Origin of the sequence: Desulfonatronum zhilinae (assembly GCF_900182865.1) — a bacterium.
Taxonomy (GTDB): domain Bacteria; phylum Desulfobacterota; class Desulfovibrionia; order Desulfovibrionales; family Desulfonatronaceae; genus Desulfonatronum; species Desulfonatronum lacustre.
In genome coordinates, this window is sequence record NZ_FXUJ01000028.1 from 20,188 (window position 1) to 43,949 (window position 23,762).

Annotated in this window: 22 protein-coding genes and 1 riboswitch; of the genes, 8 read left to right on the forward strand and 14 right to left on the reverse strand. The window is 58.2% G+C overall.

Annotation, left to right across the window (positions count from 1 at the left end; genetic code table 11):
- Positions 1 to 187 precede the first annotated feature (187 nt).
- The 11 genes from AC559A_RS16640 to AC559A_RS16690 form a co-directional block, all read right to left on the reverse strand.
- Positions 188 to 562 (reverse strand): type II toxin-antitoxin system VapC family toxin, encoded by a 375-nt coding sequence (locus tag AC559A_RS16640; RefSeq protein ID WP_498818835.1) that lies wholly within the window; start codon positions 560 to 562, stop codon positions 188 to 190.
- Positions 559 to 2,385, reverse strand: a complete 1,827-nt coding sequence (locus AC559A_RS16645) for a glycosyltransferase family 4 protein (RefSeq protein ID WP_498818836.1) — start codon at positions 2,383 to 2,385, stop codon at positions 559 to 561. Before AC559A_RS16645 ends, AC559A_RS16640 begins: the two co-directional genes overlap by 4 nt.
- 266 nt (positions 2,386 to 2,651) lie before the next feature.
- Positions 2,652 to 4,325 (reverse strand): AMP-binding protein, encoded by a 1,674-nt coding sequence (locus AC559A_RS16650; RefSeq protein WP_498818837.1) that lies wholly within the window; start codon positions 4,323 to 4,325, stop codon positions 2,652 to 2,654.
- Positions 4,326 to 4,548: 223 nt separating this feature from the next.
- Entirely contained in the window at positions 4,549 to 5,118 is a 570-nt protein-coding gene (locus AC559A_RS16655; protein ID WP_498818838.1) for a helix-turn-helix domain-containing protein, read from the reverse strand.
- A 355-nt stretch (positions 5,119 to 5,473) separates the two neighbouring features.
- The gene (gene pdxA, locus AC559A_RS16660) at positions 5,474 to 6,547 is read right to left on the reverse strand and encodes a 4-hydroxythreonine-4-phosphate dehydrogenase PdxA (RefSeq protein ID WP_498818840.1); all 1,074 of its coding nucleotides are present in this window, start codon (positions 6,545 to 6,547) and stop codon (positions 5,474 to 5,476) included.
- 3 nt (positions 6,548 to 6,550) lie between these two features.
- On the reverse strand, positions 6,551 to 6,760 hold the full coding sequence (locus AC559A_RS16665; protein ID WP_028571083.1) for a hypothetical protein: 210 nt from the start codon (positions 6,758 to 6,760) through the stop codon (positions 6,551 to 6,553).
- A gap of 49 nt (positions 6,761 to 6,809) precedes the next feature.
- Positions 6,810 to 8,276: a glycogen synthase GlgA gene (gene glgA / locus AC559A_RS16670; protein ID WP_498818842.1), complete on the reverse strand. Its 1,467-nt coding sequence runs from the start codon at positions 8,274 to 8,276 to the stop codon at positions 6,810 to 6,812.
- 35 nt (positions 8,277 to 8,311) lie between these two features.
- A complete protein-coding gene (locus AC559A_RS16675) occupies positions 8,312 to 8,788 on the reverse strand; it encodes an NUDIX domain-containing protein (protein WP_498818843.1) in 477 nt (158 codons plus the stop codon).
- Between the two features lie 293 nt (positions 8,789 to 9,081).
- Positions 9,082 to 9,807 carry a histidine racemase CntK family protein gene (locus AC559A_RS16680; protein WP_028571086.1) on the reverse strand — a complete coding sequence of 242 codons (726 nt, stop codon included), beginning with the start codon at positions 9,805 to 9,807 and terminating at the stop codon, positions 9,082 to 9,084.
- A gap of 14 nt (positions 9,808 to 9,821) precedes the next feature.
- Positions 9,822 to 11,246 carry a polynucleotide adenylyltransferase PcnB gene (gene pcnB / locus AC559A_RS16685; protein ID WP_498818844.1) on the reverse strand — a complete coding sequence of 475 codons (1,425 nt, stop codon included), beginning with the start codon at positions 11,244 to 11,246 and terminating at the stop codon, positions 9,822 to 9,824.
- Positions 11,247 to 11,274: 28 nt separating this feature from the next.
- Positions 11,275 to 11,475, reverse strand: a complete 201-nt coding sequence (locus AC559A_RS16690; RefSeq protein WP_420024976.1) for a dual CXXC motif small (seleno)protein — start codon at positions 11,473 to 11,475, stop codon at positions 11,275 to 11,277.
- Between the two features lie 172 nt (positions 11,476 to 11,647).
- Here AC559A_RS16690 and AC559A_RS16695 point away from each other — a divergent pair, with 172 nt between their 5' ends.
- From AC559A_RS16695 to AC559A_RS16705, 3 genes are all read left to right on the forward strand, one after another.
- Complete coding sequence (locus tag AC559A_RS16695) at positions 11,648 to 12,718, forward strand: efflux RND transporter periplasmic adaptor subunit (protein ID WP_498818845.1); 1,071 nt, start codon at positions 11,648 to 11,650, stop codon at positions 12,716 to 12,718.
- Positions 12,719 to 12,843: 125 nt separating this feature from the next.
- Positions 12,844 to 16,020, forward strand: a complete 3,177-nt coding sequence (locus AC559A_RS16700) for an efflux RND transporter permease subunit (protein WP_498818846.1) — start codon at positions 12,844 to 12,846, stop codon at positions 16,018 to 16,020.
- A gap of 286 nt (positions 16,021 to 16,306) precedes the next feature.
- The gene (locus AC559A_RS16705) at positions 16,307 to 16,726 is read left to right on the forward strand and encodes a secondary thiamine-phosphate synthase enzyme YjbQ (RefSeq protein WP_028571089.1); all 420 of its coding nucleotides are present in this window, start codon (positions 16,307 to 16,309) and stop codon (positions 16,724 to 16,726) included.
- A 12-nt stretch (positions 16,727 to 16,738) separates the two neighbouring features.
- On the opposite strand, the gene AC559A_RS16710 is transcribed toward AC559A_RS16705, so the two are convergent.
- From AC559A_RS16710 to AC559A_RS16720, 3 genes are all read right to left on the reverse strand, one after another.
- Entirely contained in the window at positions 16,739 to 17,626 is an 888-nt protein-coding gene (locus AC559A_RS16710; RefSeq protein WP_498818847.1) for an NYN domain-containing protein, read from the reverse strand.
- A 220-nt stretch (positions 17,627 to 17,846) separates the two neighbouring features.
- Positions 17,847 to 18,242, reverse strand: a complete 396-nt coding sequence (locus AC559A_RS16715) for a type II toxin-antitoxin system VapC family toxin (protein WP_498818848.1) — start codon at positions 18,240 to 18,242, stop codon at positions 17,847 to 17,849.
- Positions 18,239 to 18,475, reverse strand: coding sequence for an AbrB/MazE/SpoVT family DNA-binding domain-containing protein (locus tag AC559A_RS16720; RefSeq protein ID WP_498818850.1), 237 nt, complete (start codon positions 18,473 to 18,475; stop codon positions 18,239 to 18,241). The genes AC559A_RS16715 and AC559A_RS16720 overlap by 4 nt, the downstream gene beginning before the upstream one ends.
- A 170-nt stretch (positions 18,476 to 18,645) precedes the next feature.
- Positions 18,646 to 18,752, forward strand: a riboswitch (cyclic di-GMP riboswitch).
- 225 nt (positions 18,753 to 18,977) lie between these two features.
- Between AC559A_RS16720 and AC559A_RS16725 the strand changes: the two genes are divergently transcribed.
- From AC559A_RS16725 to AC559A_RS16745, 5 genes are all read left to right on the forward strand, one after another.
- A complete protein-coding gene (locus tag AC559A_RS16725; protein ID WP_498818851.1) occupies positions 18,978 to 19,403 on the forward strand; it encodes a pilus assembly FimT family protein in 426 nt (141 codons plus the stop codon).
- Between the two features lie 256 nt (positions 19,404 to 19,659).
- The gene (locus AC559A_RS16730) at positions 19,660 to 21,045 is read left to right on the forward strand and encodes a hypothetical protein (RefSeq protein WP_498818852.1); all 1,386 of its coding nucleotides are present in this window, start codon (positions 19,660 to 19,662) and stop codon (positions 21,043 to 21,045) included.
- A 291-nt stretch (positions 21,046 to 21,336) separates the two neighbouring features.
- A complete protein-coding gene (locus tag AC559A_RS16735) occupies positions 21,337 to 22,032 on the forward strand; it encodes a WbqC family protein (RefSeq protein WP_498818853.1) in 696 nt (231 codons plus the stop codon).
- On the forward strand, positions 22,029 to 22,949 hold the full coding sequence (locus tag AC559A_RS16740; protein WP_498818854.1) for a glycosyltransferase family 2 protein: 921 nt from the start codon (positions 22,029 to 22,031) through the stop codon (positions 22,947 to 22,949). The genes AC559A_RS16735 and AC559A_RS16740 overlap by 4 nt, the downstream gene beginning before the upstream one ends.
- A 45-nt stretch (positions 22,950 to 22,994) precedes the next feature.
- Entirely contained in the window at positions 22,995 to 23,648 is a 654-nt protein-coding gene (locus AC559A_RS16745; protein ID WP_498818855.1) for a class I SAM-dependent methyltransferase, read from the forward strand.
- Positions 23,649 to 23,762: the final 114 nt, after the last annotated feature.

Sequence of the window (23,762 nt, forward strand, 5' to 3'; positions counted from 1 at the left end):
GAGTGGCGTGTCGAGAACAGTCCTGGCTGAGAATTCTTTCGCTGCATCCAGATCATGACTCAGCTTACAAATAGCCGCTTCTCAATTCCCCTCCATCCTGATCATCACTCTCCCCGTATTCCGCCTCTCATCCTTTCGTTTTTTCCATCGGTTGGAACGTGATGGGAAATCCGCGTTTGTGTTGCTGCTATGGTTTCGGAAAATACCTCACGTTGTCCAACTCCTTGAAGTCCGCGTCCTGGGTCCAAATTACAGCCTCGTATTCATGCGCCGCGGCCAGAATAATCGAGTCCGCCATGGGAAGGGAGTGCCGCAGGCTCAAGGACGCAGCGGACATCGCGCGTTGTGGAGTCAACTCCACCACTTGTCCGCGCCGCATCGCGGATGCTGCCTGCAGAGCCGCGTCTTCGCCCGCCTCGCGAAGAATCACCTTGAACACCTCGTAGATCGAAATGGTGGGCACGACAAGCGAACTCTGGTCAGAGAGCGGAGGAATGTATTGAGAAGCGTTTTCGCCTCCAGCGAAATACTCCAGCCACCCGGATGAATCGACGATGTTCATACTCTGTCCTTCTCACGCTCAAAAGAGGTGTCGATTCCTTTGACAAAGCCCATGAGTTCGGAAATGTCCCGCTCAGGAACAAGCTGGGCTTGCGGGTTCCTTGCGCTTGAAGACGGGCATGTCGGGCTCTTCACAATCTCCAGCAAATCATGCTTCACGGCCCAGTGGACGTTAAAACGGATTATTTCCGGGCAAGGTGGGGTGAATTCGGAAGACAGCATGGTCATTTTGTGGATCAGGCGGTCCAGGGGGATGGGGTTGCGGGCGAGGATGAGGAGGGGTTTGAGCTGGTCCGGGGAAATCAGGTGTTCCAGGCCGGCGTAGATCACGGGAAAGTCGTGTCCGGCGGTGATGCGTTCTCCGGTTTGGGTGCGGATCAGCAGCGTTTGGGGCGTTGGGCTGTTGCTGGGGAAGTTCGCGAAGATTTTGGAGAAGGGGAGTTCCAGGGGGCGCGGGGTGTCGCGGGATGAGCGGGGATCTTCGGCACGGTGGGGCGAGGTGCGTTCCCGGAGGTGGTCCCAGAGCGTCAGGTACTGCTCGATCACCCGGGACCAGGAGAAGGAGGTCCGGACATGCTTTCGGGCCTGGGTTCCCAGGGTGGCGCGCAGTTTTGGGGCGTCCAGCAGTCGGCGCAGCGCGGCGGCGAGATCCGGTACGTGGACGGCGGTTTGCTGGGCCAGGAGGAACTGGACTTCGTAGTCCGGGATCAGGCCGGAGAGCATGTCGATGTGCGACGAGTCCGGCGGGCCCCAGGTGGGCAACAGCAGGCCGGTCTGTTCGTGTTGGATGATGTCCCGATAGCCGCTGTAGTCCGCGGCAATGGTCGGCAGCCCGGCCAAGCCGGCCTCCAGGAGGGTCAGACCGAAGGTCTCCTGGGGGTTGTCGGCCAGGGACAGGAAAATGTCCGCCGCGGCGTAGAGCCGGTGTTTGCGGGCCTCGTCCGGGCTGGGGACGAGGCGGCAGGGCAGGCCCACGTTGCGGGCCAGGGCCGTGAAGGCGCCGGGAAAGTCGTCCTTGGGCTCGACCCAGCCGGCCACCACCAGGAGCACATCTTGCCGGGTGTCCGAGCGTCCGGAGATTCGCTGCCAGGCCCGGAGCAGGGGCAAAAGGTCCATCTTGGAATGGGGAGTGATCCGGCCCAGGACGAGGAGCACCTGGGTCTCGGGCCCCGCGTCCAGCTCGGCCCGGCCCTCTTTGCGCAATGCGACCGGATCAGGGGTCACGGGTTCGTCCATGCCCAGGGGGATTACCGCGGTCTCGGGCTGGGGGAAGCGCTCTTGATCCAGACTGTAGCTCGCGCGGAGATGGTCGAAATAGGCCAGCACCGCGTTTTGTCCGGCCGTGGAAGTGGCCACGACGCAGTCCCTGGGAGTGCAGCCCGGGTGGAGGTGGTCCAGGAACCGGGCCGGGTAGCCGGGGTAGCTCAGGGAGTGGGTGACGCTGGTGATCGGGAATTGCCGTGCGGCGCAGGCGTTGCGCAGCCTGGCCAGAGCGGGGGGATGGTTTATGCAGTCCGAGAGGTGGAAGCAGTGATAGGCGGTGGATCGCAAGGCCGATGGCAGATCCTGGCGCAAAAAAAAGCGCAGCCGCTTATCCGCGGAGAACTGAGGGAACCGATGTTGGAATATCTGCTGAGTCGAGTGGATCTCCCTGGGGGTAGCCAGAAAAAAATGATATTCGGCAAAGGGATCCCGGTGCAGCAAGGCGGCCAGAAATTGCTCGTTGGCCACCTTGCGGCCCCAGACCGCGCCGGGTTCGAGAAAGGGGTCCAGCGTCGCCCAGATGCGTCGAGAGGGGTTCTCATTCAGTTCTGCGTTCAACATGACACAAACAGCCAAGGCATGCTCAGGGTTGAAATCGAAATCGCCTTCATCTTCATGATATAATTACTTTTCTGGTAACTACTCAGCACAAAGCAATGCTGTTGTCGGGGTCGGAGTCGGGGTCGGAATCGGGATCGAAAACGCTGGGATGCGTTCTTATTTTTTCCTGTTTCGATTCCGATTCCGATACCGACCCCGACCCCGATTGCCGGAACAAGAGCGGACGTAAAATGTGCTGAGTAGATACGCTTCAGGGTACTCCCGGGTCAGGATGCTCCCCCGGCCGCGCTAAGATCATTGGCGCGGATTTCGGCGCGTTTGATCTTGCCGCTGATGGTCTTGGGCAGTTCGTCCACGTAGTCGATGATCCGGGGGTACTTGTAGGGCGCGGTGAGGGACTTGACGTGGTTCTGAAGTTCCTTGGTCAGTTCCTCGGAGCCGGTGCAGCCCGGCGCCAGAACCACGGTGGCTTTGACCGTCTGCCCGCGATCCGGGTCCGGGATCCCGGTCACCGCGGCTTCCACCACCGCGGGGTGGGTGATCAAAACGCTTTCCACTTCAAAGGGGCCGATCCGGTAGCCCGAGCTTTTGATCAGGTCGTCCACCCGGCCCAGGAACCACAGGTAGCCTTCCTCGTCCATCCAGGCCTTGTCTCCAGTATGATAGAACCCGCCCTTGCGGGCCTGGGCCGTCTTGTCCGGTTCGTCCAGGTATCCGGCGAAGAGGCCCAGGGGACCTTTTGGGGGCTCAGCGCCATCCAGGCGGATGCAGATCTCGCCCTCCTCGCCCGGGGCGCAGGGCTGGTCGTCGTCGTTGAGCAGGACCACGTCCCAGCCTGGGCAGGGTTTGCCGATGGAGCCGGGTTTGGGGGTCATGAACGGAAAGGTGGCCACTTGCAGGGTGGTTTCGGTCTGGCCGTAGCCCTCGTAAATGGGCAGTCCGGTGGCTTCCTTCCAGGCGTGAAAGACCCCTTCGTTGAGCAGCTCTCCGGCAGTGGTGCAGTGGCGCAGGCTGGAGAGGTCCAGGCCCGAGAAGTCCTGGCGGATCAGGAAGCGGTAGACCGTGGGCGGCCCGCAGAACGAGGTCACCTTGTGCTCGGCCAGTAGTTCGAGCAGCCTAACCGGGTCGAACTTGCCCCGGAAATCGTGGACAAAGACCACGGCTTGGGCCATCCACTGGCCGTAGAATTTGCCCCAGACCGCCTTGCCCCAGCCGGTGTCGGCCAAGGTCAGGTGGATGTCCCCGGGGCGCAGATCGTGCCAGTGCACGCCGGTGACGTAATGCCCCAGGGGGTAGGTGTGCAGGTGCTCGACCATCTTCGGCGGTCCGGTGGTCCCGGAGGAAAAAAAGATCAGCAGGCTGTCCCGGCCTCCGGCGTTTTCAGCCGGATCCTCGGGCCGGGGAAAAACGTCGGATGCCCGGGCCATGATCGCGGCGTAGTCGGCCCAACCTGGCTTCAGGGCGCTCCCGCCGACCTGGATCAGGGTGCGCAGGCCGGGGCAGTCCGGCAGGGCGGCCTGAACCACGGACGCGACTCCGGCGTCCGTGATCACGGCCTTGATCCGGGCGAAATTGACCCGGTAGACGATGTCCTTGGTGGTCAGCAGGGCCGGGGAAGGCACGGCCACCGCGCCCAGCTTGTGCAGGGCCAGCATGGCCACCCAGAATTCCACCCGGCGATGCAGGATGAGCATCACCCGATCGCCTTTTTTCAGGCCGAGCTGTTGCAGGGCATTGGCCAGCTTGCTGGATTCGGTCCGGAAAAAGCCCAGGGAGAAGTCCCGGCGGTTCCCGGCGTCGTCCACATGGATCATGGCCGGACGGCCCGGCTCCCGTTCGGCGTGCACGTCCAGAAAGTCGAAGGCGAAATTGTAGTTCTCCGGTATCTCCAGCCGGAAGTTGGTCAGAAAGTCTTCGTGGGAATGGTAGGTCGGGTGCATGATTGTCCGCATTGGGTTGATGATTATTTTGACAAATAAACAGTGGCATCTACTCAGCACAATTGTGTCCGCTCCTGCTCCAGCAATCGGGGTCGGAATCGGAATCGGAATCGGAATCGGAACAGGAAGAATTACGAACGGTTCCCAGCGTTTTCGATCCCGATCCCGATACCGATACCGACTCCGGCAACGGCATTATTTTCCGCCGAGTAGTTACTGAAAACTAAATGATTACATCCAGAAAAGTGGCCTCGGATTGGTCCAGGCCCCGCAGGGCGTGAGGCGTTCGGGAGGTGAAGTAGAGGCTGTCTCCGGGTTCGAGGATCAGGATCTGGTCTCCCAGGCGCAGTTCCAGGCGGCCGGAGAGCATGTAGATGAATTCCTGTCCGGCATGTTCGGTGAAGGTCGGTTCCTGCTCGCTTTTCGGCGGCACGGTGACCAGAAACGGCTCCATCCGGCGGCCGGTGAAGCTGTAGGCCAGGCTTTTGTAGGCGTAGTCCTCGCGACGGTCCACGCTCATGCCCTTGCCCTTGCGGACCAGGGCGTGGTTGTGCAGGTGGGCCTCGCCGCCGGAGAGCAGCACGGTCAGGTCCACGCCGCAGTTTTTGGCGGTGTTGAAAAGATGGCTGACCGGGATTTCCACGGTTCCGGATTCGTACAGGGCCACCTTGTCCGGGGTGGATTCGATCCGGGCGGCCATTTCCTCGACGCTGAGGTCCAGGGCCTCGCGCAGACCGCGCAACCGCGGGGCGACCTGGGCGTAGGGCGGGGTTTCGGGGGAAATGTCAGGCATGATGAGGGTCCTGGGATGAAGGTTTCGTTACTTAAGTGGTAACTACTCAGCACAAAGCAATGCTGTTGTCGGGGTCGGAATCGGAATCGGAATCGGAATCGGGATCGAAAACGCTGGGAAGCGTTCAAATTTCCCTGTTCCGATTCCGATTCCGATAGCGACCCCGACTCCGATTGTCGGAGCAAGGGCGGATACAAAATGTGCTGAGTAGATACCTTAAGTGATGAAAAAGTGTTTGTCGACAGGCCGTTCAAAAAAACCAAGTGCAAGGAGCAAGAAAAGCGCAAGGTCGAAGCGTATGTGTTGATACGTGAGAGTTTGAACTTTTTACTGCGACGCGGCAATTGGGAGTTTTTCAGCGGACTGTCAGGGCGACGGCCATGTTGAGAGCGTTACGCAGGCTTTGGGCCGAGGCCTTGCCCTGGCCGACCAGGTCGTATCCGGTGCCGTGGTCCGGGCTGGTGCGGACGTAGGGCAGGCCGAGGGTGACTTGGACGCCGTCGTGAAAGTGCAGCAGCTTGAAGGCCGTCAGGCCCTGGTCGTGGTACATGGCCAAAACCGCGGAGAAGTCGCCTTGCGCGGCCCGGTGGAAAACCGTGTCCGCGGCCAGCGGGCCGACCACGTTCCAGCCTCTGGCCCTAGCCTGGCTCACGGCCGGGGCGATGATCCGTCCGTCCTCGTCGCCGATCCGTCCATCCTCCCCGGCATGCGGGTTCAGGCCGCAAACCGCGACGGGGCCAGGCAGACCCTGGGCGTGCATCGCGGCTCTGGTCAGCTCCAGCTTGCGCAGAATCCGCTCGACGGTGATCAAGCCGGGGACCGCACGCAGCGGGGGGTGGGTGGTGACCAGGCTGACTCGCATCCGAGGCCCCGCAAAGTGCATGCAGACGTCGTCCGGGGTCAACCCGGCCTTGGCGGCCAGAAACTCGGTGTGCCCGGCGAAATTGAATCCTGCCCGCTGGAGCGTGGCCTTGTTCAGCGGGCAGGTGGTCAAGGCCTGGACATGGCCGGATTGCAGCAGGGAACAGGCGGTTTCCAATGCCAGTCCCGCTGCCTGGCCGCCTGCTGTTGTGGCCGCTCCCGGCTGCATCTGGAAGGAGTCGAGGTCTGGAGGCGTATAGAGATGGACGCTTGACGGCTGAACCTTTACCTGTTCCGATAATCGGTCCAAATTGGACAGCCGATGCCAGAACACAGAACTCCCTGACGCCTGCTGGTGGTGCGCCAAGGCCTGTTCCGGGCCGATGATCAGCACGGAGGTCCCGGCGAGCGACTCGGGGAGGCCGTGTTGGAAAACGCGACAGACCAGTTCCGGGCCCAGCCCGTTGGGGTCGCCCAGGGTCAGGCCCAGGGTTTGGCCCAGGGTCAGGCCCAGGGTTTGGCCCAGGGTTTGGCCCAAGCCTCGGCCCTGAACGGAAGAGGGGGGCACGGCTTACCCGTTATTCTGCTTCGGAGCCAGGGTAAGGCAATCCTCGCGAAAGATGCAGCCGTCCTGGTCGCAATAGCCGGCTTCGGCCCGGGCGAAGCAGTCGAAGTTGCCTTCGTCCAGTTGGATCATTCGGACGGCTTGAATTTTCGTGGTGCCGACGCCAAGTTTTAACCCGCGTGATTTGGCCATGGCTCGAATTTCCGTCATTTTCATGGGAGAACCTCGTTTGTGAGGGGTGAAGGGCGGACGTCCAAAACGGCGGTCAGGCCGGGGACAGGTCCGCCCCGATGTCCGTGTAGGCTTGGATATACTGCTGCGCCGCGCTGGACCAGGAATAGTCCTTGCGCATGGCCCTGACCCGCATGGCCTTCCACTCCGCCGGGCGTTCCCAGACGTCCAGGGCCAGCTCAATGCTTTGCAGAAAGGTCCGGGCGTCGGGCGGGGTGAAGATGAATCCCGTGGATTCGGGATCGGGGTAGCCGGTGATGGTGTCCAGGAGTCCGCCCAGGGCCGAGGCCACGGGCAGGCTGCCGTAACGCAGGCTGTACATCTGGGTCAGGCCGCAGGGTTCGTAGCGCGAAGGCATCAGGAAGAGATCCACCCCGGCCTGGATGCGGTGGGCCAGGTCTTCGGTGTAGCCGATGCGGGCCACGAGCCGTCCCGGGTAGGTTTCCATCATGTCCTGGATCTGGGCTTCAAACTGGAGATTGCCTTCGCCCAGGACCACCACGCAGACGTCCTTGCGCATCAGTTCAGGCAGAATTTCCAGGAGCATGTCGATGCCCTTTTGCTCCCGGAGGCGGCCGACGAACCCGAGCAGGGGGCGGGACAGCAGCTCGGGGTCCAGGCAGAGTTCGTGAAACAGGCTCTCCTTGCAGCGCAGTTTGCCCCGCAATGTCTCCGGCGAATAGGTGCTGGGCAGGTAGCGATCCTGCCTGGGATCCCAGACGGCGTAGTCCGCGCCGTTGAGAATTCCCCGCAAGTCCGCGGCCCGGTGGTTGAGAATGCCTTCCAGGCCGCAGCCGAATTCCGGGGTCAGGATTTCCTTGGCATAGGTCGGGCTGACCGTGGTGACCAGGTCCGCGTAGGAGATGCCGGACTTGAGCAGATTGAAGTCTCCGAAGAATTCCGCCCCGGAGCTGTTCCAGGCCGCCGAGGGCAGCCCGGATTCCAGGAACAGGCGGTAGGCGAACCGGCCCTGAAAGGCCAGATTGTGGATGGTCACCACGGACTTGGTCTTTTTCCAGAAGGTGTCCACCTTGCGCAAAAAATGCAGATAGGCCGGAACCAGGGCCGCGTGCCAGTCGTGGGCATGGATGATTTCTGGGGGGTTGGACAACCGTCTGGCCCATTCCATGGTCGCCCGGCAGAAAAAGATGAATCGCTCGCAGTTGTCGAAATAATCGCCCTTGTGGGTGCAGTACAGAAAGCGGCGATCAAAGTATTCGCCCCGGGAGATGAAGTAGACGGGCAGACCGTGATAATCGGCCAGGAAAATGTCCGCCGTGGTGTCCGGCCAGGGGTAGCCCACCGGGCAGTCTTCGTAGATCAGGCGTAAGGGAAATTCGCTGCTGGCCAGGCGCCCGTAGAACGGAGTGATCACCCCCACGCTTACCCCGAGCCGGGACAAGGCCAGGGGCAGGGCGCCCATGACGTCCGCGAGCCCCCCGGTTTTGGAAAACGGGTACATTTCTGAGGCCACGAACAGGATCTGAGGATGGCTGTCCATGCTGATTCCTTTAGGTTTTGCGTCGATGGAGCGAACTACGAGACGGACACCGGAGGGTTCAGGGCCTCGTGACGGCGACGAAGTTCTTGGAGGATGCTTCCGTGGTCAAAGGCCAGTTGGTCGGGCAGGGCGGTCAGGGGAAAGACGCGCACGGCCCCGGCGTCGTCTCCGGCCCGGAGTTGGTCCGGATTCTTGGCCTGGGCCGTGAAGATCGTGCTGATGGTGTGCTGGCGCGGGTCGCGGTCCGGGGCGGAATAGACGCCGAAAAGTCCGGTCAGCTCCACTTCCAGCCCGGTTTCCTCCAGGGCCTCGCGCACAGCGGCCTGTTCCGCGGACTCGCCGTAATCGATGAACCCGCCGGGAATGGCCCAGCCCGGAGGAGGGTTGCGACGTTCAATGAGGACGATTCCCCGGTCGGGAATGGTGATCAGAATGTCCACGGTGGGTACTGGGTTGGTATAGATGGTCAGCGGTTTGGCGCAGTGGGGGCAGGGTTTTTGGAGTCCTGGCATGGTTGGGGATGCTTTCAATGGAGGCGTGAAAGCCGGGGAAGAGGATGAGGATGAGGCGGTTGACTGAAAAACTGTTCCTGAACAGGATGATGGCATACTAGTCGGAGCCTTGGCAAAGGGCAACAGGTAGGCTTGCATTGGGCAGGGAAATACGAAATCGAAATCGTGATCGAAATCGATATCGAAAATACTGTTCATTTCCAAGTAATTAAATCGTTTTCTTGGTCATGACGTTTGATTTCGATTTCGATCACGACTTCGATATCGATTCAGAGAGCGGGTGAGGATAAAGATCAAATCTGCTCCGTGAAATTGGGCGAAAGCGCGGACTGCTCAACGCGGGCTTCGATTTCAAAGAGGTCCACGCCCTCTTCCTCACGTTCCTTTACAGCAGCCCGACGAACCGTGATGAATTGTCCGGTGGGTTGACGGACCCGGTCTTGGCCGGTGAACAGGCTGAAGGCCACGCTTCCTGATCCGCAGGCTGTTTCCGGGACAAAGGAGTCCACGGTCGCGACGTAAACGTACGGCGTGATGGCATTGCCGGAGAAATGGATCGCGCCGAAGGCCGGGAGGTCGAAGCGGTTGCACAGATCGGCCAGTTCGCGTTTGGTTCGGGCGTGGCCCGTGGGGCTGCTCGAGGCATGTCCGTCCGGTTTTGGGGTGAGAATGAAGCCGATGCCTTCCAGGAGGACGATGTTTTCGGACATGGACCAGCGCAGGGGGATGGTCGCACGGGTGGCGTGGGGCATGTTGACGAAGTCCGCCGGACGATCCAGGCCGCTGACTCGGACGGTTCCTTTCGGCCCCAGGGTGGAGGCGAAAGCCAGGGTGGCATTGATGCAGAATTCCCCGCCCATCATCTCCAGGCGCGGCGGACGGGCCTGTTCGTCCACGAAGCCGACCTGCTCCACGTCGCAAAGCAGGTCCGCGGCCAGGGAGGCCCGAAGGGAGGTCGGGCAGTCCTGAACCAAAGCGGTGGCGTTGCCGCCGGCGATGAGGAATTTGCGAGTCGTCATGGAGAACGGGCGCGTCAGGTTCGAGGCGCGGACGACGGCTTGCGGCGGCGGGAACGCTTGCGCGGTGGGCGGGAACGCTTGATCTCGACGTTTTCTCCCGCTGTTTCGGTTGCCGGTCCGTCCGGTATCGCCGTCGTCTTCTCGTTCGGTTTTTCGGCGCTTGCCTTCACCTGACGGCGTCTTGTCCTTTCGGGCTTTTTATCGGCGGTCTTTTTATTGATTTTGAAGTCCGGACGTTGCGCTTCGATTTCCATGCGCAGGGCGTTCCAGGGTTCGAGGCGCTCCGGATCCTCGCCGGCCACGCGCAGACCGATTTCATACAATGCCAGGGTCTCGGGGAAGGTCTCCTGGGCCACGAAGCCGCGCTTGGAGAAGCGCTTGCGTTTGTCCGGGACGAAGCGGGACTGGTTGGCCATGACCTGGATCATCCGCATGGTCATCAACTTGGGCATGCTGATCCGGATGCAGATGGGCGTGAGCAGTTCGGTCAGCCGGAGGTGGAGCGCAAGCCGTTCTTGCTCCTCGTCCCGGGCCGCTTGTTCACTGAGGAGTCGGCTCATGGGGGCGAAAAACAGGGTCGCGAAAATCAGGACCGGATTCAGGCCGCCCCTGTCTCTGATCCGGTCGTCCAGGCGGCCCAGCCAGGACCACAGGACGGATTCCCGGTTTTGTGCGCGGTCCTGGTCCAGATACTGCGCGATTTCCGGGAGTAGATCCCCGAGCAGGCCGGTTTTGTAGAGCAGGCGAACGGCTTGTTCCCCGGAGCCGTAGGCAAAGAGTTTGATCAGTTCTTCGAAAACCCGGGGCGGGGCGGCCTTGAGGATTTCCTGGTGATGGCGGAGAATGGCGTTGAAGGTGGCGGGTTCGATCCGGAAGCCCAGGCGGGAGGCGAAACGCACGGCCCGGATCATGCGCACCGGGTCCTCCCGGAAACGAATGTTCGGATCTCCGATGCAGCGGATCAATCGGTCGCGGATGTCGCTCAATCCCCCGACATGGTCGATGACGGAGAATCGCTTCACCTCGTAGAACAGGGCGTTGATGGTGAAGTCCCGGCGCAGGGCGTCCTCTTCCGGAGAGCCGTAGCAATTGTCCCGAAAGACGTACAAATCCCCGTTCCCGTCGGCATCCGGCTCGGGGCAGCGCCGAAAGGTGGAGGTTTCGATGATCTGGTCGCCGAAATGGATATGCGCCAGCCGGAACCGGCGGCCGATGATGAAACAGTTTCGGAAGGCCTTCTTGATCTGATTGGGCGTGGCGTTGGTGCCCACGTCGAAGTCCTTGGGCTCGCGCCCGAGGATCAGGTCGCGCACGCCGCCGCCCACCAGGTAGGCCGTGAATCCCTTGCGCCCGAGTTGGTACATGACCCTCAGGGCGTCGGGATGGATGTTTTTGCGGGAGATGGGGTGTTCGTCGCGGGGAATGATTTGTGGGGGCATGCGGGTGAGGAAAACGTAAAACGTATTGCTATATTCGGTTGCAGGGAGTGTCGGCCAAAAATTCTTCCATCAGGTCGTCCAGGGTGGTTCCGTATTCGTGCAAGGCAAAGGCGGCGCCGCAGGACCCGCAGCGCAGGGCGACGGCCCGTCAGCCGCGCCGGGCGTGCAAGCGATCGCCGCACTTCCGGCAACGGAGTCGGGTCCTGATGTCTTGGATGGGCGGGAGCATGATAATCCTTGCGTGGCGGGACAGGTTGTGGTCACGGACGCGAACATACAGCGAGACTGCGGAAAGTCAATTCCAATCCCGTGGCTTCACGGCTTACGCGGTTTTCTTTTGTAAACGATCCGGGTAAGAATCTTCAGCCGTCAACCATCAACAACAAGGATACGGAGACGATATGCACGGACGTTTGTTGGTTTGCATCCTGGCCGCGATGTTCTGGTTTTGGAGCGCGGGAATCGTGTCGGCCCAGCCGCCCGGGCAGCAGGGAGGCCCCCCGCCGGCCGTGGTGGTCGCGGCGCCGGTCGCGTCCGGGGAAATGGTCGAGGAACGGGAGTTCGTGGGCACGGTCTATTTTCAGGAAACCTCCCTGGTGGCCTCGGAAGTCAGCGGACGGGTGCTTGAGGTCCATTTCGAACAGGGGGACCGGGTTCGCCGCAGCGACAAGCTGGTGACCATGGACGGGGTACTCAAGTCCAAGGACCTCTTGTCCCGTAGAGCCCAGCGGGAAGAAGTCCTGGCCGAACTGTCCCGCGTCTCGCGGGAACTGGATCGGATGCAACGGCTGTATGAGCAAAACACCGTCGCTGAACAGGAGTATGAAAAGGTCAAGTTTCTCGCCAGCGCATTGGAGCGACGAGCCGAGTCCCTGGCAGCGGACATTTCCCGGATACAGGAGGAGCTGCGCATGCTGGTCATCCTGGCCCCGTTTGACGGAGTGGTCCTGGCCCGGATGAGCAATCTCGGGGAATGGCTGTCGTCGGGCTCTCCCGTGGCGGAACTGGCGCGTTACGATGTGGTGGACATCCTGGTCAATGTGCCCGTGGACGTGGCTCTCGGGCTGGAGCTGGGCCAGGTCGTGCGGGGAAGCGCCGCGGGCCGGGAGTTGGAGGGGCGGGTTCAGGCCGTGGTGCCCCGGGGCGACGTGGGCTCGCGGACGTTTCCGGTCAAGGTTCGGCTGCCCAACGAGCACGGCCTTCTGGAAGGCATGGAGGTGCGGATGTACCTGCCCACCGGCCGGCGTCACGAGGGATTGACGGTCCCCCGGGACGCTGTTGTTCCCAGCCCCATGGGCCAGGTGATTTTTCTGGTCCGGGAGGGGCAGGCCAAAATGGTCCCGGTGACCGTGCTCGGCTTTGCCCGGGACACGGCCGGGATAGAAGCCCAGGACGTCGCCCCCGGTGACCAGGTGGTGGTCAAAGGCCAGGAGCGCCTGCGAGACGGACAGCCGGTGCGGGTTGTGGAGTGAAGGGTGAGGAGTGAATGATGAAATGTGAACCTCGCAATTGCCCCCTGAACCGTGAACCTCATCAACCGCTGAACCCTGAACCCCTGAACCCCTGAACCCCTGAACCCCTGAACCCCTGAACCCCCATGAATCCCATTAGCTTCGCCATCCGCAATCCGGTCACCATCCTGGTGGGCGTGATTTTCGTCGTGATTTTTGGTCTGATTTCCCTGCTCGGCATGCCCTACCAACTCACGCCCACGGTGATCGAGCCGGAGATTTCCGTGCAGACCGTGTGGAGCGGGGCCACGCCGTATGAGATCGAGCGGGATATTATCGAGGAGCAGGAAAACGTCCTCAAGGGCATCCCCGGCCTGGTGGAGATGGAAAGCGAGAGCTTCAGCTCTTTCGGGCGGATCAATCTGCGCTTCTCCCTGGGCACCAACGTGGACGACGCCCTGCTGCGGGTCTCCAACAAGCTCAACGAGGTCCGCTCCTATCCCCAGGGCGCGGACCGGCCCGTGATCACGGCCACGGGCGCGGCTTCCTCGCCGATCATCTTCACCTCGTTGCGGACCTTGCCGGACAACCCCAAGGACATCGACACCTATCGGACATTTTTTGAAAACGAGGTCCGCCAGGACCTGGAGCGGGTCGAGGGGGTGGCGGACCTGTTCGTTTTCGGCGGCACGGAGCGGGAAATGCACGTGGTGGTCCTGCCGGAACGGCTGGCCGCCTACGGCATGACCCTGAACGAGGTCATCCGGGCTTTGCAGGCCGAGAACGTCAACGTGGCCGCAGGGAGCATCGACGTGGGCCGACGGGACTACCGTATTCGGACTGTGGCCGAGTTCCAGAGTCCGGAGGAGATCGAGGCGCTTCCGGTCCGTTCCTCCGGGCAGGAGCGGGTGTTCTTGCGGGATGTGGGGCATGCGGAGTTCGGGTACGAAAAGGCGTCCGCGGCCATGCTGCATCGGGGTGAAAAGGGCATCACCGTGGGCATTCAGGCCGAGCCCGGGACCAACGTCCTGGAACTGACCGACGCGGTGGAGGCGGTGGTCCGGCACCTGAATCAAACCGTCCTGGAACCCCAGGGGCTGGTCCTGCTCTGGCTGTCCGATCAGCGCGACTATATCCAGGGAGCCATCTCCCTGGTTCAGCAGAACATCCTGATCGGCGGCCTGCTGGCCATGATCGTGCTGTTCATCTTTCTGCGCCGGATTTCCACCACCGGCATCGCCGCCGGGGCCATTCCCATCAGCATTATCGGCACGTTCATTTTCATGAGCGCCTTCGGCCGGAACCTGAACGTGGTCAGTCTGGCCGGGATTTCCTTTGCCGTGGGCATGTTGGTGGACAGCACCATCGTGGTCCTGGAAAACATCGACCGCCACCTGAAGATGCGCAAACCCACCTGTCAGGCGGCCCTGGACGGCACCCGGGAGGTCTGGGGCGCGATCCTGGCTTCGGCGTTGACCACGGTGGCCGTGTTTCTGCCGGTGGTCTTCATTCAGGAGGAGGCCGGTCAGCTTTTCAAGGATATCGCCATTGCCGTGACCTGCGCCATCAGCTTGAGTCTGGTGGTTTCGGTGATGGTCATCCCGTCCATCACCTGCCAACTTTTTCGGGTGGTCAGTTCGGTCAAGCCCCGGGACCTGGGTCCATTACCCAGGCTGGGCGGCTTTTTGGTCAACATGATCATGTTCTTCGTGCGCCAGGCCGTACGCAACTGGTTCACCCGGATTCTGACCGTCAGCGGCTTGACCGCCGCGGCGGTGCTTATCGCCTGGCTGTTTTTTCCGAAGATGGACTATCTGCCCGAGGGCAACCGTAATCTGGTTCTGAACATCCTGATCCCGCCCCCCGGTCTGTCCTATCCGGAGCGGGTCGCCATCGGCGAACAGATCCACGAGCGTCTGGAGCCCCATTACGACCAGGACGTGGACGGATTTCCCGGTATCCTCCATCTGTTCTACGTGGGTGCGGAGTCGTTCATGTTTTTCGGGGCCGTGAGCACCCATGAGCAGCGGGCCGGTGAATTGATTCCGCTGTTTCGCAACGTGATCGGGTCCATCCCCGGAATGCTCGGGGTCAGTTTGCAGGCCGGGATATTTCAGACCCGGCTGGGCCGGGGGCGAACCATCGACATCGATATCGTCGGCCCGAACCTGGAGGAACTGGTGGCCGTGGGCGGGACCATGTTCGGGATGCTGCGCGGGATCTACCCGGGGGCGCAGGTCCGGCCGATTCCCTCCCTGGAACTGACCTATCCGGAGATCCGCTTCATTCCGGATCGGGACCGGCTCCGAGCCGCCGGGCTGAGCGCGACGGATTTGGGACTGGCCCTGGACGTGCTGACCCACGGCCGCAAGATCGGCGATTTCAAGGAGGAGGGGCAGAAAACCATCGACCTGGTCCTGCGTTCATCCGTCCAGGCCATGGAAACCCCCGAGGTGCTGCATCACGCCCTGGTGGCCACGCCCCAGGGTATTTCGTTGCCGGTCTCTTCCCTGGCCGCCATGGAACGGACCACCGGAATCACCCAGATCCGGCACTTGGAACGCCAGCGGACCGTGACGTTGCAGCTCACGCCTCCGGAAGACGTGACCCTGCAGGAGGCCATGGAAACCGTTCAAAATCAGGTCGTTCCGGCTCTGGAGGCCCAGGGGCTGCTGGGCAACTCACGGGTGGAGATGAGCGGGGTGGCGGACAAGCTGACCGAGACCCGGCTGGCCCTCCAATGGAACTTCATCCTGGCCGTGATCATCATCTATCTGCTGATGTCCGCCCTGTTCGGCAACTTCGTCTATCCGCTGATCATCCTGTTCACCGTGCCCCTGGCCACAGCCGGCGGGTTCGTGGGGCTGAAGCTGGTCAACGTGCTCATCGCCCCCCAGCCCCTGGATATCCTGACCATGCTGGGCTTTGTGATTCTGGTGGGCGTGGTGGTGAACAACGCCATTTTGCTGGTCAATCAGTCGCTGATCAACGTCCGTCAGCACGGCATGGAGCACCTGGAAGGCGTATTGGAGGCCACCAGGGTCCGCCTGCGGCCGATCTACATGAGCACCACCACCAGCATCTTCGGCATGCTGCCCCTGGTGGTGGCCCCTGGTCCGGGGTCCGAGCTGTATCGCGGCCTGGGCAGCGTGGTCCTGGGCGGGCTGGCCCTGTCCACGGTGTTCACGATCTTCGTGATTCCGTCCCTGCTGGCCTTCTTCATCCGCATGGAAACCCCCGGCTCGGCAATGGGCGCGGACGACCCCCTGGGCGGGGCGGAGCGTTGCGAGTTGCCGGAGTCTGAAAAGGCATCCGTCGGGTGACATGAAACCATGAGCAGGTGAACCGCCCGCTTCGCTTAGGACACGAAGGGCGCCAAGAAGAAAGATTTTTGGCTCCTGCTGGAAAAATTCAGGAGCCAAAAGGCTTCGCGCCTGCCGGCGATCTCTCCGGGTTGTCAAAGCCTTTTTGGAAGCAGCTCTTCTCTGCTTTCAAAAAAGTTTTCCTTGGCGTCCTTTGCGCCTTGAGCACAGCGAGCGGTTCAATTTGTTAAGCAAGCTCGGTATGGTTGACTGGTTTGCAATGGATAAGCCGATAAAGGAGCGAACAATGAAAAGCTATCGCAAGGAACTGTGGTTTGACGTTGCCGGTCGCCGGGCGTTCATCAACATCACGCCCCAGGTGGAGCAGTGTCTGCGGGAAAGCGGCATCCAGGAAGGATTGCTGCTGTGCAACGCCATGCACATCACGGCCAGCGTGTTCATCAACGACGACGAATCCGGACTGCATCAGGACTATGACGACTGGCTGGAACGCCTGGCCCCCCACGCCCCGGTCAGCCAGTACCGCCACAACCGCACCGGCGAGGACAACGGCGACGCCCACCTCAAACGCCAGATCATGGGGCGGGAAGTGGTGGTGGCCGTGACCAAGGGCCGTCTGGACTTCGGTACCTGGGAGCGGATCTTCTACGGGGAATTCGACGGCAATCGCCGCAAACGGGTGCTGGTGAAAATTATTGGGGAGTGAGGCCGGGCCGACTCAAGCGCCGCTCTGCAGCACGACCCGCACAGCGCACGGACCTTTCTTGTTGACGCTCTCCTGAAAGGAAACCCTGTCGCCCACGGTCAGTCGGTTGATGTCCATGTCCACCAGATCGCCGTAGTGAAAGAAAAGGTCTTCCTCGCCCATGTCCGGGCGGATGAATCCGTATCCGCCCTGGATGGAGACCACGGTTCCGGATTGGTCCTCGCCGGGTTTCGCCTTGGCCGCGTCCACGGGTCGGTATTTCTCCTTGACGAACAAATCCCGCACGATCTGGTCGTCGTGGCGCCCGGGGTCGTCGATGACTTCGTTGATCAGGATCGGATAGGTGGCATTATCCAGCAGGGCCTGGGAGGTCTTGGTAACCCGGTGGTTTCCGTACTGATCCACGTATTCGAAGTCGCACCCCAGGACCATGACCCGCGCGCCGATGGTGTTCAGCTTTCTGGTCAGGGGCAGGTAGTCCCCGTCCGAGGCGATGAGCACGATGACGTCGTACTTCTTGAAAATGGCCAACTCAAAGGCCTCCAACGCCAGCCAGACGTCGATGCCCTTTTCCCCCTCCGGAGACATGGGCAGATAATGCGTGATCACCCCTTCCTTCATCAGGATGTCGTCGAATATCCGCTCCTTGAGCAGCAAGTCGCGGGCCTGGGCGTCGTAGGCCGTCAGCCGACCCCGGAAATAATGCATGTCCACGATCTTGCAGTTCTTGACCGGCCGTTCCTCGCGGGCCGCGACTTCGTGGATGATGAACTGGTGGATTCCGTTGATGCTGATCCGGGATTTGCGGGAGTGGTCGTAGAGGTAATAGTTGCTGACGTGAAAGAAGAAATTGCCGTCGTAAAAGATGCCGACCTTGGTCAGATTCGTGTTGGTGATCATTCAGGTTCCTGATGGTTAGGTTGTTCGGATCTCTCCCGTTCAGCCAATCCCGGCGCCCTCCAGCCGCGGGCGGATGACCAGCCGGGCGGAGTTTGCGGCCCATGGCCGGAAGTCAGGATAATCCATGCGCTCAAGCCTGCCAGGATACGGCAGCGGACAGGGGGGAGCAAGGGGAGGGGCAGCAGTTGGATTGTTTTGACCTGGATGCTCAAGCTCACGATCAGGGCATCCGGACAAACGTATTCTTTGCCAGTTTTTGATCAAAGCTGTAGGTCGCCTCGCACCCAGCGTCGCGATGGCCGAACGTGATGACGTAGTCCGCGAAATCAGCGCTTCCCCTGCGAAAATGAGCCAGGGCGGACCTCACGACCTGTTCGTTTTCGACCTTCAGCTCGCTGGCGGCAAGGATCGCGTCAAGAACCTCCACCACCAAACGCTTGTCGTATCCATATGCCCCACGCAGCACCCATACCAGCTCGCACAGTACGACAACCGACACCAGCCCCGGCTCGTCCTTGGTGCAGCGACCTTCAATCAGTTGATTGGCCCGTGCGGACTGGTCGGGATCGTCCTGGGTCAAATACCGGACCAAAATATTGGTGTCCAGGCCGATCATGAACTTCCCGCCCCTTCCAGAATGGCCTTGTCCATGGCCTCAAGGGATACCGGTCGCTCGGGCCTGGGGAGCATGCCTCTTAAGCGGCGCACGGAACCGTGCCTGGCCACCAGCCGCACTCCCTGTTCTTCATCAAAAATGAATTCCAGGCGATCACCGGCCGAGAGGCTGAGCTTTTCCCGCAAGGCCTTGGGCAGCGTGAGTTGCCCTTTGCTCGTCAACGTTGCTTGCATGGCATTCTCCATTGTTGCTTTCCTTACCAGGAAGTAAGGAACTGGTCTTGTCTCGTCAAGTGAGAGAGTCACGCCCCCAACTGCTTGCCGCATCAACCATTATTTCTCGTCTTCCCCCCTTGACATTCTATTTTCCAGAGACGTATTGATGAAAATAACTGAATGACAAAGTCCGCTCAGGGCAAACCATCCGAAAGGATGGGACGCAAAGCCGACGGCCTACGTTTTGCCCGCCATGACCACTAAGCGGGCGGGATAGGGCGGCAGGGTTGCCGGACAAAAATGGGTAGACGCCGGATAATTTTTCTGGCCAAGCCCGACTGGGTTGAGCAAATGCGGAGCAGAAACCTCAGGTTTCAGGTCTCATCCCCCAGCCCTCAAGAAATGCCCGCGCCAAAACAGGACAGTCATTCAGTGCTGGTGATCCGTTGTGGCGTCGTTCAGGCAACCGTTGGAACGAAAATCGGGCAAACATCCACCCTAAAATCCGAAGGAGAACATCATGGAAATGCCAAGAAAAGGTGAGAAAGGCTTTACGTTGATCGAATTGTTGATCGTCGTGGCGATCATCGGGATTCTGGCGGCGATTGCGATTCCGCAGTTTGGGAAGTATAAGGCGAATGCGGCAAGATCAGCCGCAACTGCTTCAATCAAGCAATGTGTGTCGGAGGTTGCAGCAGCTTATGCTGCTGGAGCGTTATCACATGAGCTCACTAACCTTAATATTGCTCACGCTACTGACATTTGGGCAAGACCTTGCGTTGTTTCGGATAATACATTTAATGTCACGTTCGATTCAGTTAATGGAGCTATTGAGCCCGCAAATAGAACATTTTCCGTTAGTAATGTTAGTATGTTTTGCGAGCTGACATCGCCTGGTATTGTTAAATGTTGTGCAGCTGCTGTTAATGGCGCTTGCCCAGATTAATTTTTTAAATATTCGATAATATATTTTTGTTTAATTATTGAAGTAGCAAGCCCTACCAAATTTTAAGGTAGGGCTTTTTTTTGTTGGCTATTAATATTTTTTATTTTATATATTTTTATATATATTTTATTATGTATTTGATTAATTAGCTTTTGGTGTAATTTTGTTTAGTATAAATCAGTCAAATTTAAATCAGTCAAATTTTCAAGGCATAATAGAATCTATTGTGCTTGGAGTATCATTATCAGTTGTTACATTGGTTAGCCTGTATATTGTTTATGTTCATGATTTTTTTCCTAGTGATGATGCATTACGTCATGTTGCCATAGTAATTTCAGGAAAGAATTGGCAAGACCTACTTATTGTAAAAAATCAATTCAGCATGGACAGTCATCCTGGGTGGCATTTCATCCTGGAGTTATTTTCTAATTTGGTTGGGCACGACAGTGAATCGTTGTTGATTATCTCTGTTTGCCTTCTCTTTATCCTCTTCGCCGGCACACCTATTCTCCTCCTCAAGCGCCCCGAAGCCTGGGTCATCACCCTGCTGATCTTCGCTGTTTTTTCCTGGGGGCCGGTCTTTCGCCTATTCTACGGTAGGCCTTATATTTTTAGCATGTTCCTGGTCCTGATTTTCTGTTTTCTCTGGAAACAGATCAAGGAAAATGACAAACCCTACCTTGAGGTAGCCGTCTTCACAGTTGTCACGGCTTTGGCCACATGGATACACGGAGCATGGTATCTTTTCGCTCTCCCTTTGTTTGCTCTGTTTTTGGCACGGGAATGGCGGGTGCTTGGGCTGATGTCGGCGGCCACTTTTGTCGGTGTTCTGCTTGGGGCCTTGTTCACGGGCAAGCCCTTTATATTCCTGTACCAGATGGTCTATCACGCCGTGAAAGCCATGAGCGCGGCGGATATGCAGCAACAGCTTGTCACGGAATTCTGGTCCTTCACAGGCGAGCCGAATGCGGCGATTATTGTGGCTGCGTTGTTGCTTTGGCGCGGTGTACGGGGGCAGTGGTCCAGGGAATGCGTTGACAACCCGGTCTTCTACCTTGCTTTGCTGGGCTGGAGTTTGGGATTTGTGGCTTCTCGATTTTGGACGGACTGGGGCTGGCCAGCTCTTGCCTTTTGGGTCGCCTTGGAACTCCAGCTTGTGATCAAAACCTATTGGGAAGAGTTTGATTGGCGGAGAGTGGTCTTGGCGTTGGCTGTGAGCCTTGTTTTCTTTATGGCAGTGGCCAATGATCGAGGGGGGAGATGGACCTCTAGAGCCAAACAAGAATGGCCAGTATTGGCAGAGGTTGAGCATAGGCCATGGCTTCCCGATCCAGGAGGTATTGTCTATTCTACGCAGATGGGCGTTTTCTACTGGCTCTTTTTCCATAATCCCCATGCGGAGTGGAGATATATTCTTGGCTTCGAACCTGTCTGGATGCCGGAGGAAGATCTGGAAATTTATCGAAATATCCAGCTTGGGCAGGGCCGGACTTTGGCCCCCTGGCTGGAGCGGATGACAGCAAAGGATCGCTTCATTGCCGCAGGTGGCAGACCGAATGTGGAGGGATTGGAATGGAAGGAGGTCACGCCTGGGGTGTGGAGCGGGAAGTTTGATTTTAGTGCGTTTGAGGAAGAGAAGTGAATTTTATCTGGCAAGGACGTTGTGGATCGTTTGCGGGCTGGGTGTTCTCAAGCACTTTTTTGGGAACAGACGGATCGTACACACGGAATATTCAACGTCGTTCAGCACACCCCAGTACGGATAGGCGGGTATGACAGGCGGATCTTTTCGGAAAAAGCTGCTCTTGGTTGGAGGCGGTTACGCTGACATCCCTTTGGAATAGGACATGGATAGTAAAACCACTACCCGGTCTCAATACCCCAAATGGCACCCTCTGGTACGTTCACCTTCAGAGACTATAATGGCGATTGAATGAAAAAAATTGCCATCCTCCAGTCCAACTACATCCCCTGGAAGGGCTATTTTGACCTGATCGCCGCTGTGGACGAGTTTATCATCTATGACGATATGCAGTATACTCGCCGGGATTGGCGCAATCGGAACAAAATTAAGACCCCGCAGGGTATAGTGTGGCTGACCGTTCCGGTAAAAGTCAAAGGCCGATATCAACAAACCATTCGGGGAACAGAGATCGACGGAGCCCACTGGGCTGCCCAGCACTGGAAGGCTCTGAGCCTACACTATGCCCGCGCACCGCATTTCCAAATCGTAGCCGAAACATTCAAGCCCTTGTATCTGGGCCGTACCTACAGTTTACTCTCAATTTTGAACCGCACTTTTATCCAGGCTGTTTGCGGATTTTTAGGCATCACTACAAGGATCTCCAATTCATGGGACTACACGCTTAAGGACGGCAGGACAGAACGTCTGGTTGACCTTTGCGTCCAAGCAGGCGGGACCGAATACATTTCCGGCCCCTCGGCCAAGGAGTATATCCAGGATCAGGTTTTCATGGATCATGGAATTGTCCTGACTTGGTTTGACTACGCCGGATATCCTGAATATCCCCAGCTTTGGAACGGCTTCACTCATGAAGTGAGCATCCTGGACCTGCTTTTCAATTGTGGCACTGAGGCTTCACACTACATGAAGAAGGTCCGACCATGAAACTCTCCATCGTCGCCACCCTCTACAAATCCGCCCCCTACATCGGGGAATTCGTCCGCCGCTCCACCGCTGCGGCCCGCGAGCTGGTGGGGGATGATTACGAGATCGTCCTGGTCAATGACGGCTCCCCTGATAATAGCCTGGATATTGCTGTCAACCTGACCAAAACCGACCCGCACCTCGTGGTTGTGGACCTCTCCCGCAACTTCGGCCACCACAAGGCCATGATGACTGGGCTGGCCCATGCCCAGGGGGAGCGGGTCTTCTTGATTGACAGCGACCTGGAGGAAGAGCCGGAATGGTTGCTACCGTTTGCGCGGCAGATGGAGGAGGAAAAGTGTGATGTGGTGTATGGGGTGCAGGGGGAACGGAAGGGCTGTTTATGGGAACGTGTTTTCGGGCAAATCGCCTACAAGCTGTACAACCTGCTTTTATCCATTGATCATCCACGCAATATAGTGACGGCGCGGCTGATGAAGCGCGATTATGTTCAATCATTATTGCAGCATGAAGAGCGTGAAATTTGCATCAGTGGGTTATGGTACTTGACCGGGTACGATCAACGAGAGCACGTTGTTAAAAAGCACGCATCCAGTACGACAACATATTCATATTTATTGAAGATTGGAACATTTGTAAATTCAGTTACTTCTTTCAGCATTACTCCGCTGAAAGCGATATTTTTTTCTGGATTGTTTATAATCTTTATTGCATTATTATACATAATCTATATTTTGCTACAATGGACTTTTTTCCAAAAACCTTTAGCTGGATGGCCATCGGTCATTGCTTCTATCTGGCTCCTGGGTGGAATCACCATTTTTTTTATCGGCGTCATCGGAATATACTTGGCAAAAATGTTCTCTGAAATCAAAAGACGCCCTTTTACGATCGTAAAAAAAATTTATAGGTTTTAATAAGTTGTGAAGCAAAGCATTCATAAGGAGTACTCCAAGTACTATTTGGATAAGAACCCCTCCAAGGTATATCCAACGGAGTTTGTTGTCAGGATATTTCTTGCAAATTATCCATGCTTGTCATTCAATAGACCAAAACCAAACGATAAAGTCCTTGACATAGGCTTTGGTGATGGCAGAAATACAGTTTTTTTGTGTGACCTAGGGCTTGACGTCCACGGAGTTGAGATTTCCGATGACATTGTTCAACATGCCAATAATAGATTGACGACATTGGGTCACAGAGCGTCACTTTGTGTAGGCAGAAACACCAATATTCCGTACCCTGAAAATTCTTTTGATTATATTTTGGCATGTCATTCATGTTATTATTGCGATGGTGATGAGTTATTCATTGATAACTTGAAGGAATACGCGAGAGTTCTCAAAGTGAATGGATACCTCGTTGCCAGTGTGCCGGACAACAAATCGTATATCTTTCAAGGTGCCAGCAAGTTGCAAGATGGATCGTATAAAATTCAACACGACCCTTACGGAAACAGAGTTGGCTATCGTTTGCAGGCATTTGAGAGCGTGGAAGATATCAGGACGACTTTCTCGCCACTTTTTTCAAACTTTTCATTCGGTCATGCCAAGAATGACTATTTTGGGATTGATGAACGGGTTTTTTGGGTGGTTTGTCAGAAAACAGCAAATTGAGAATCTAACAGAAAGAAAAGGTTCTTCGACGTTTAATGTGGAATTGACTGACCACAATCTGTTTAGGTAGCCCTCTCCGCAGGAGGGCTTGCCATGTTTGCTGAAGAAATTTTT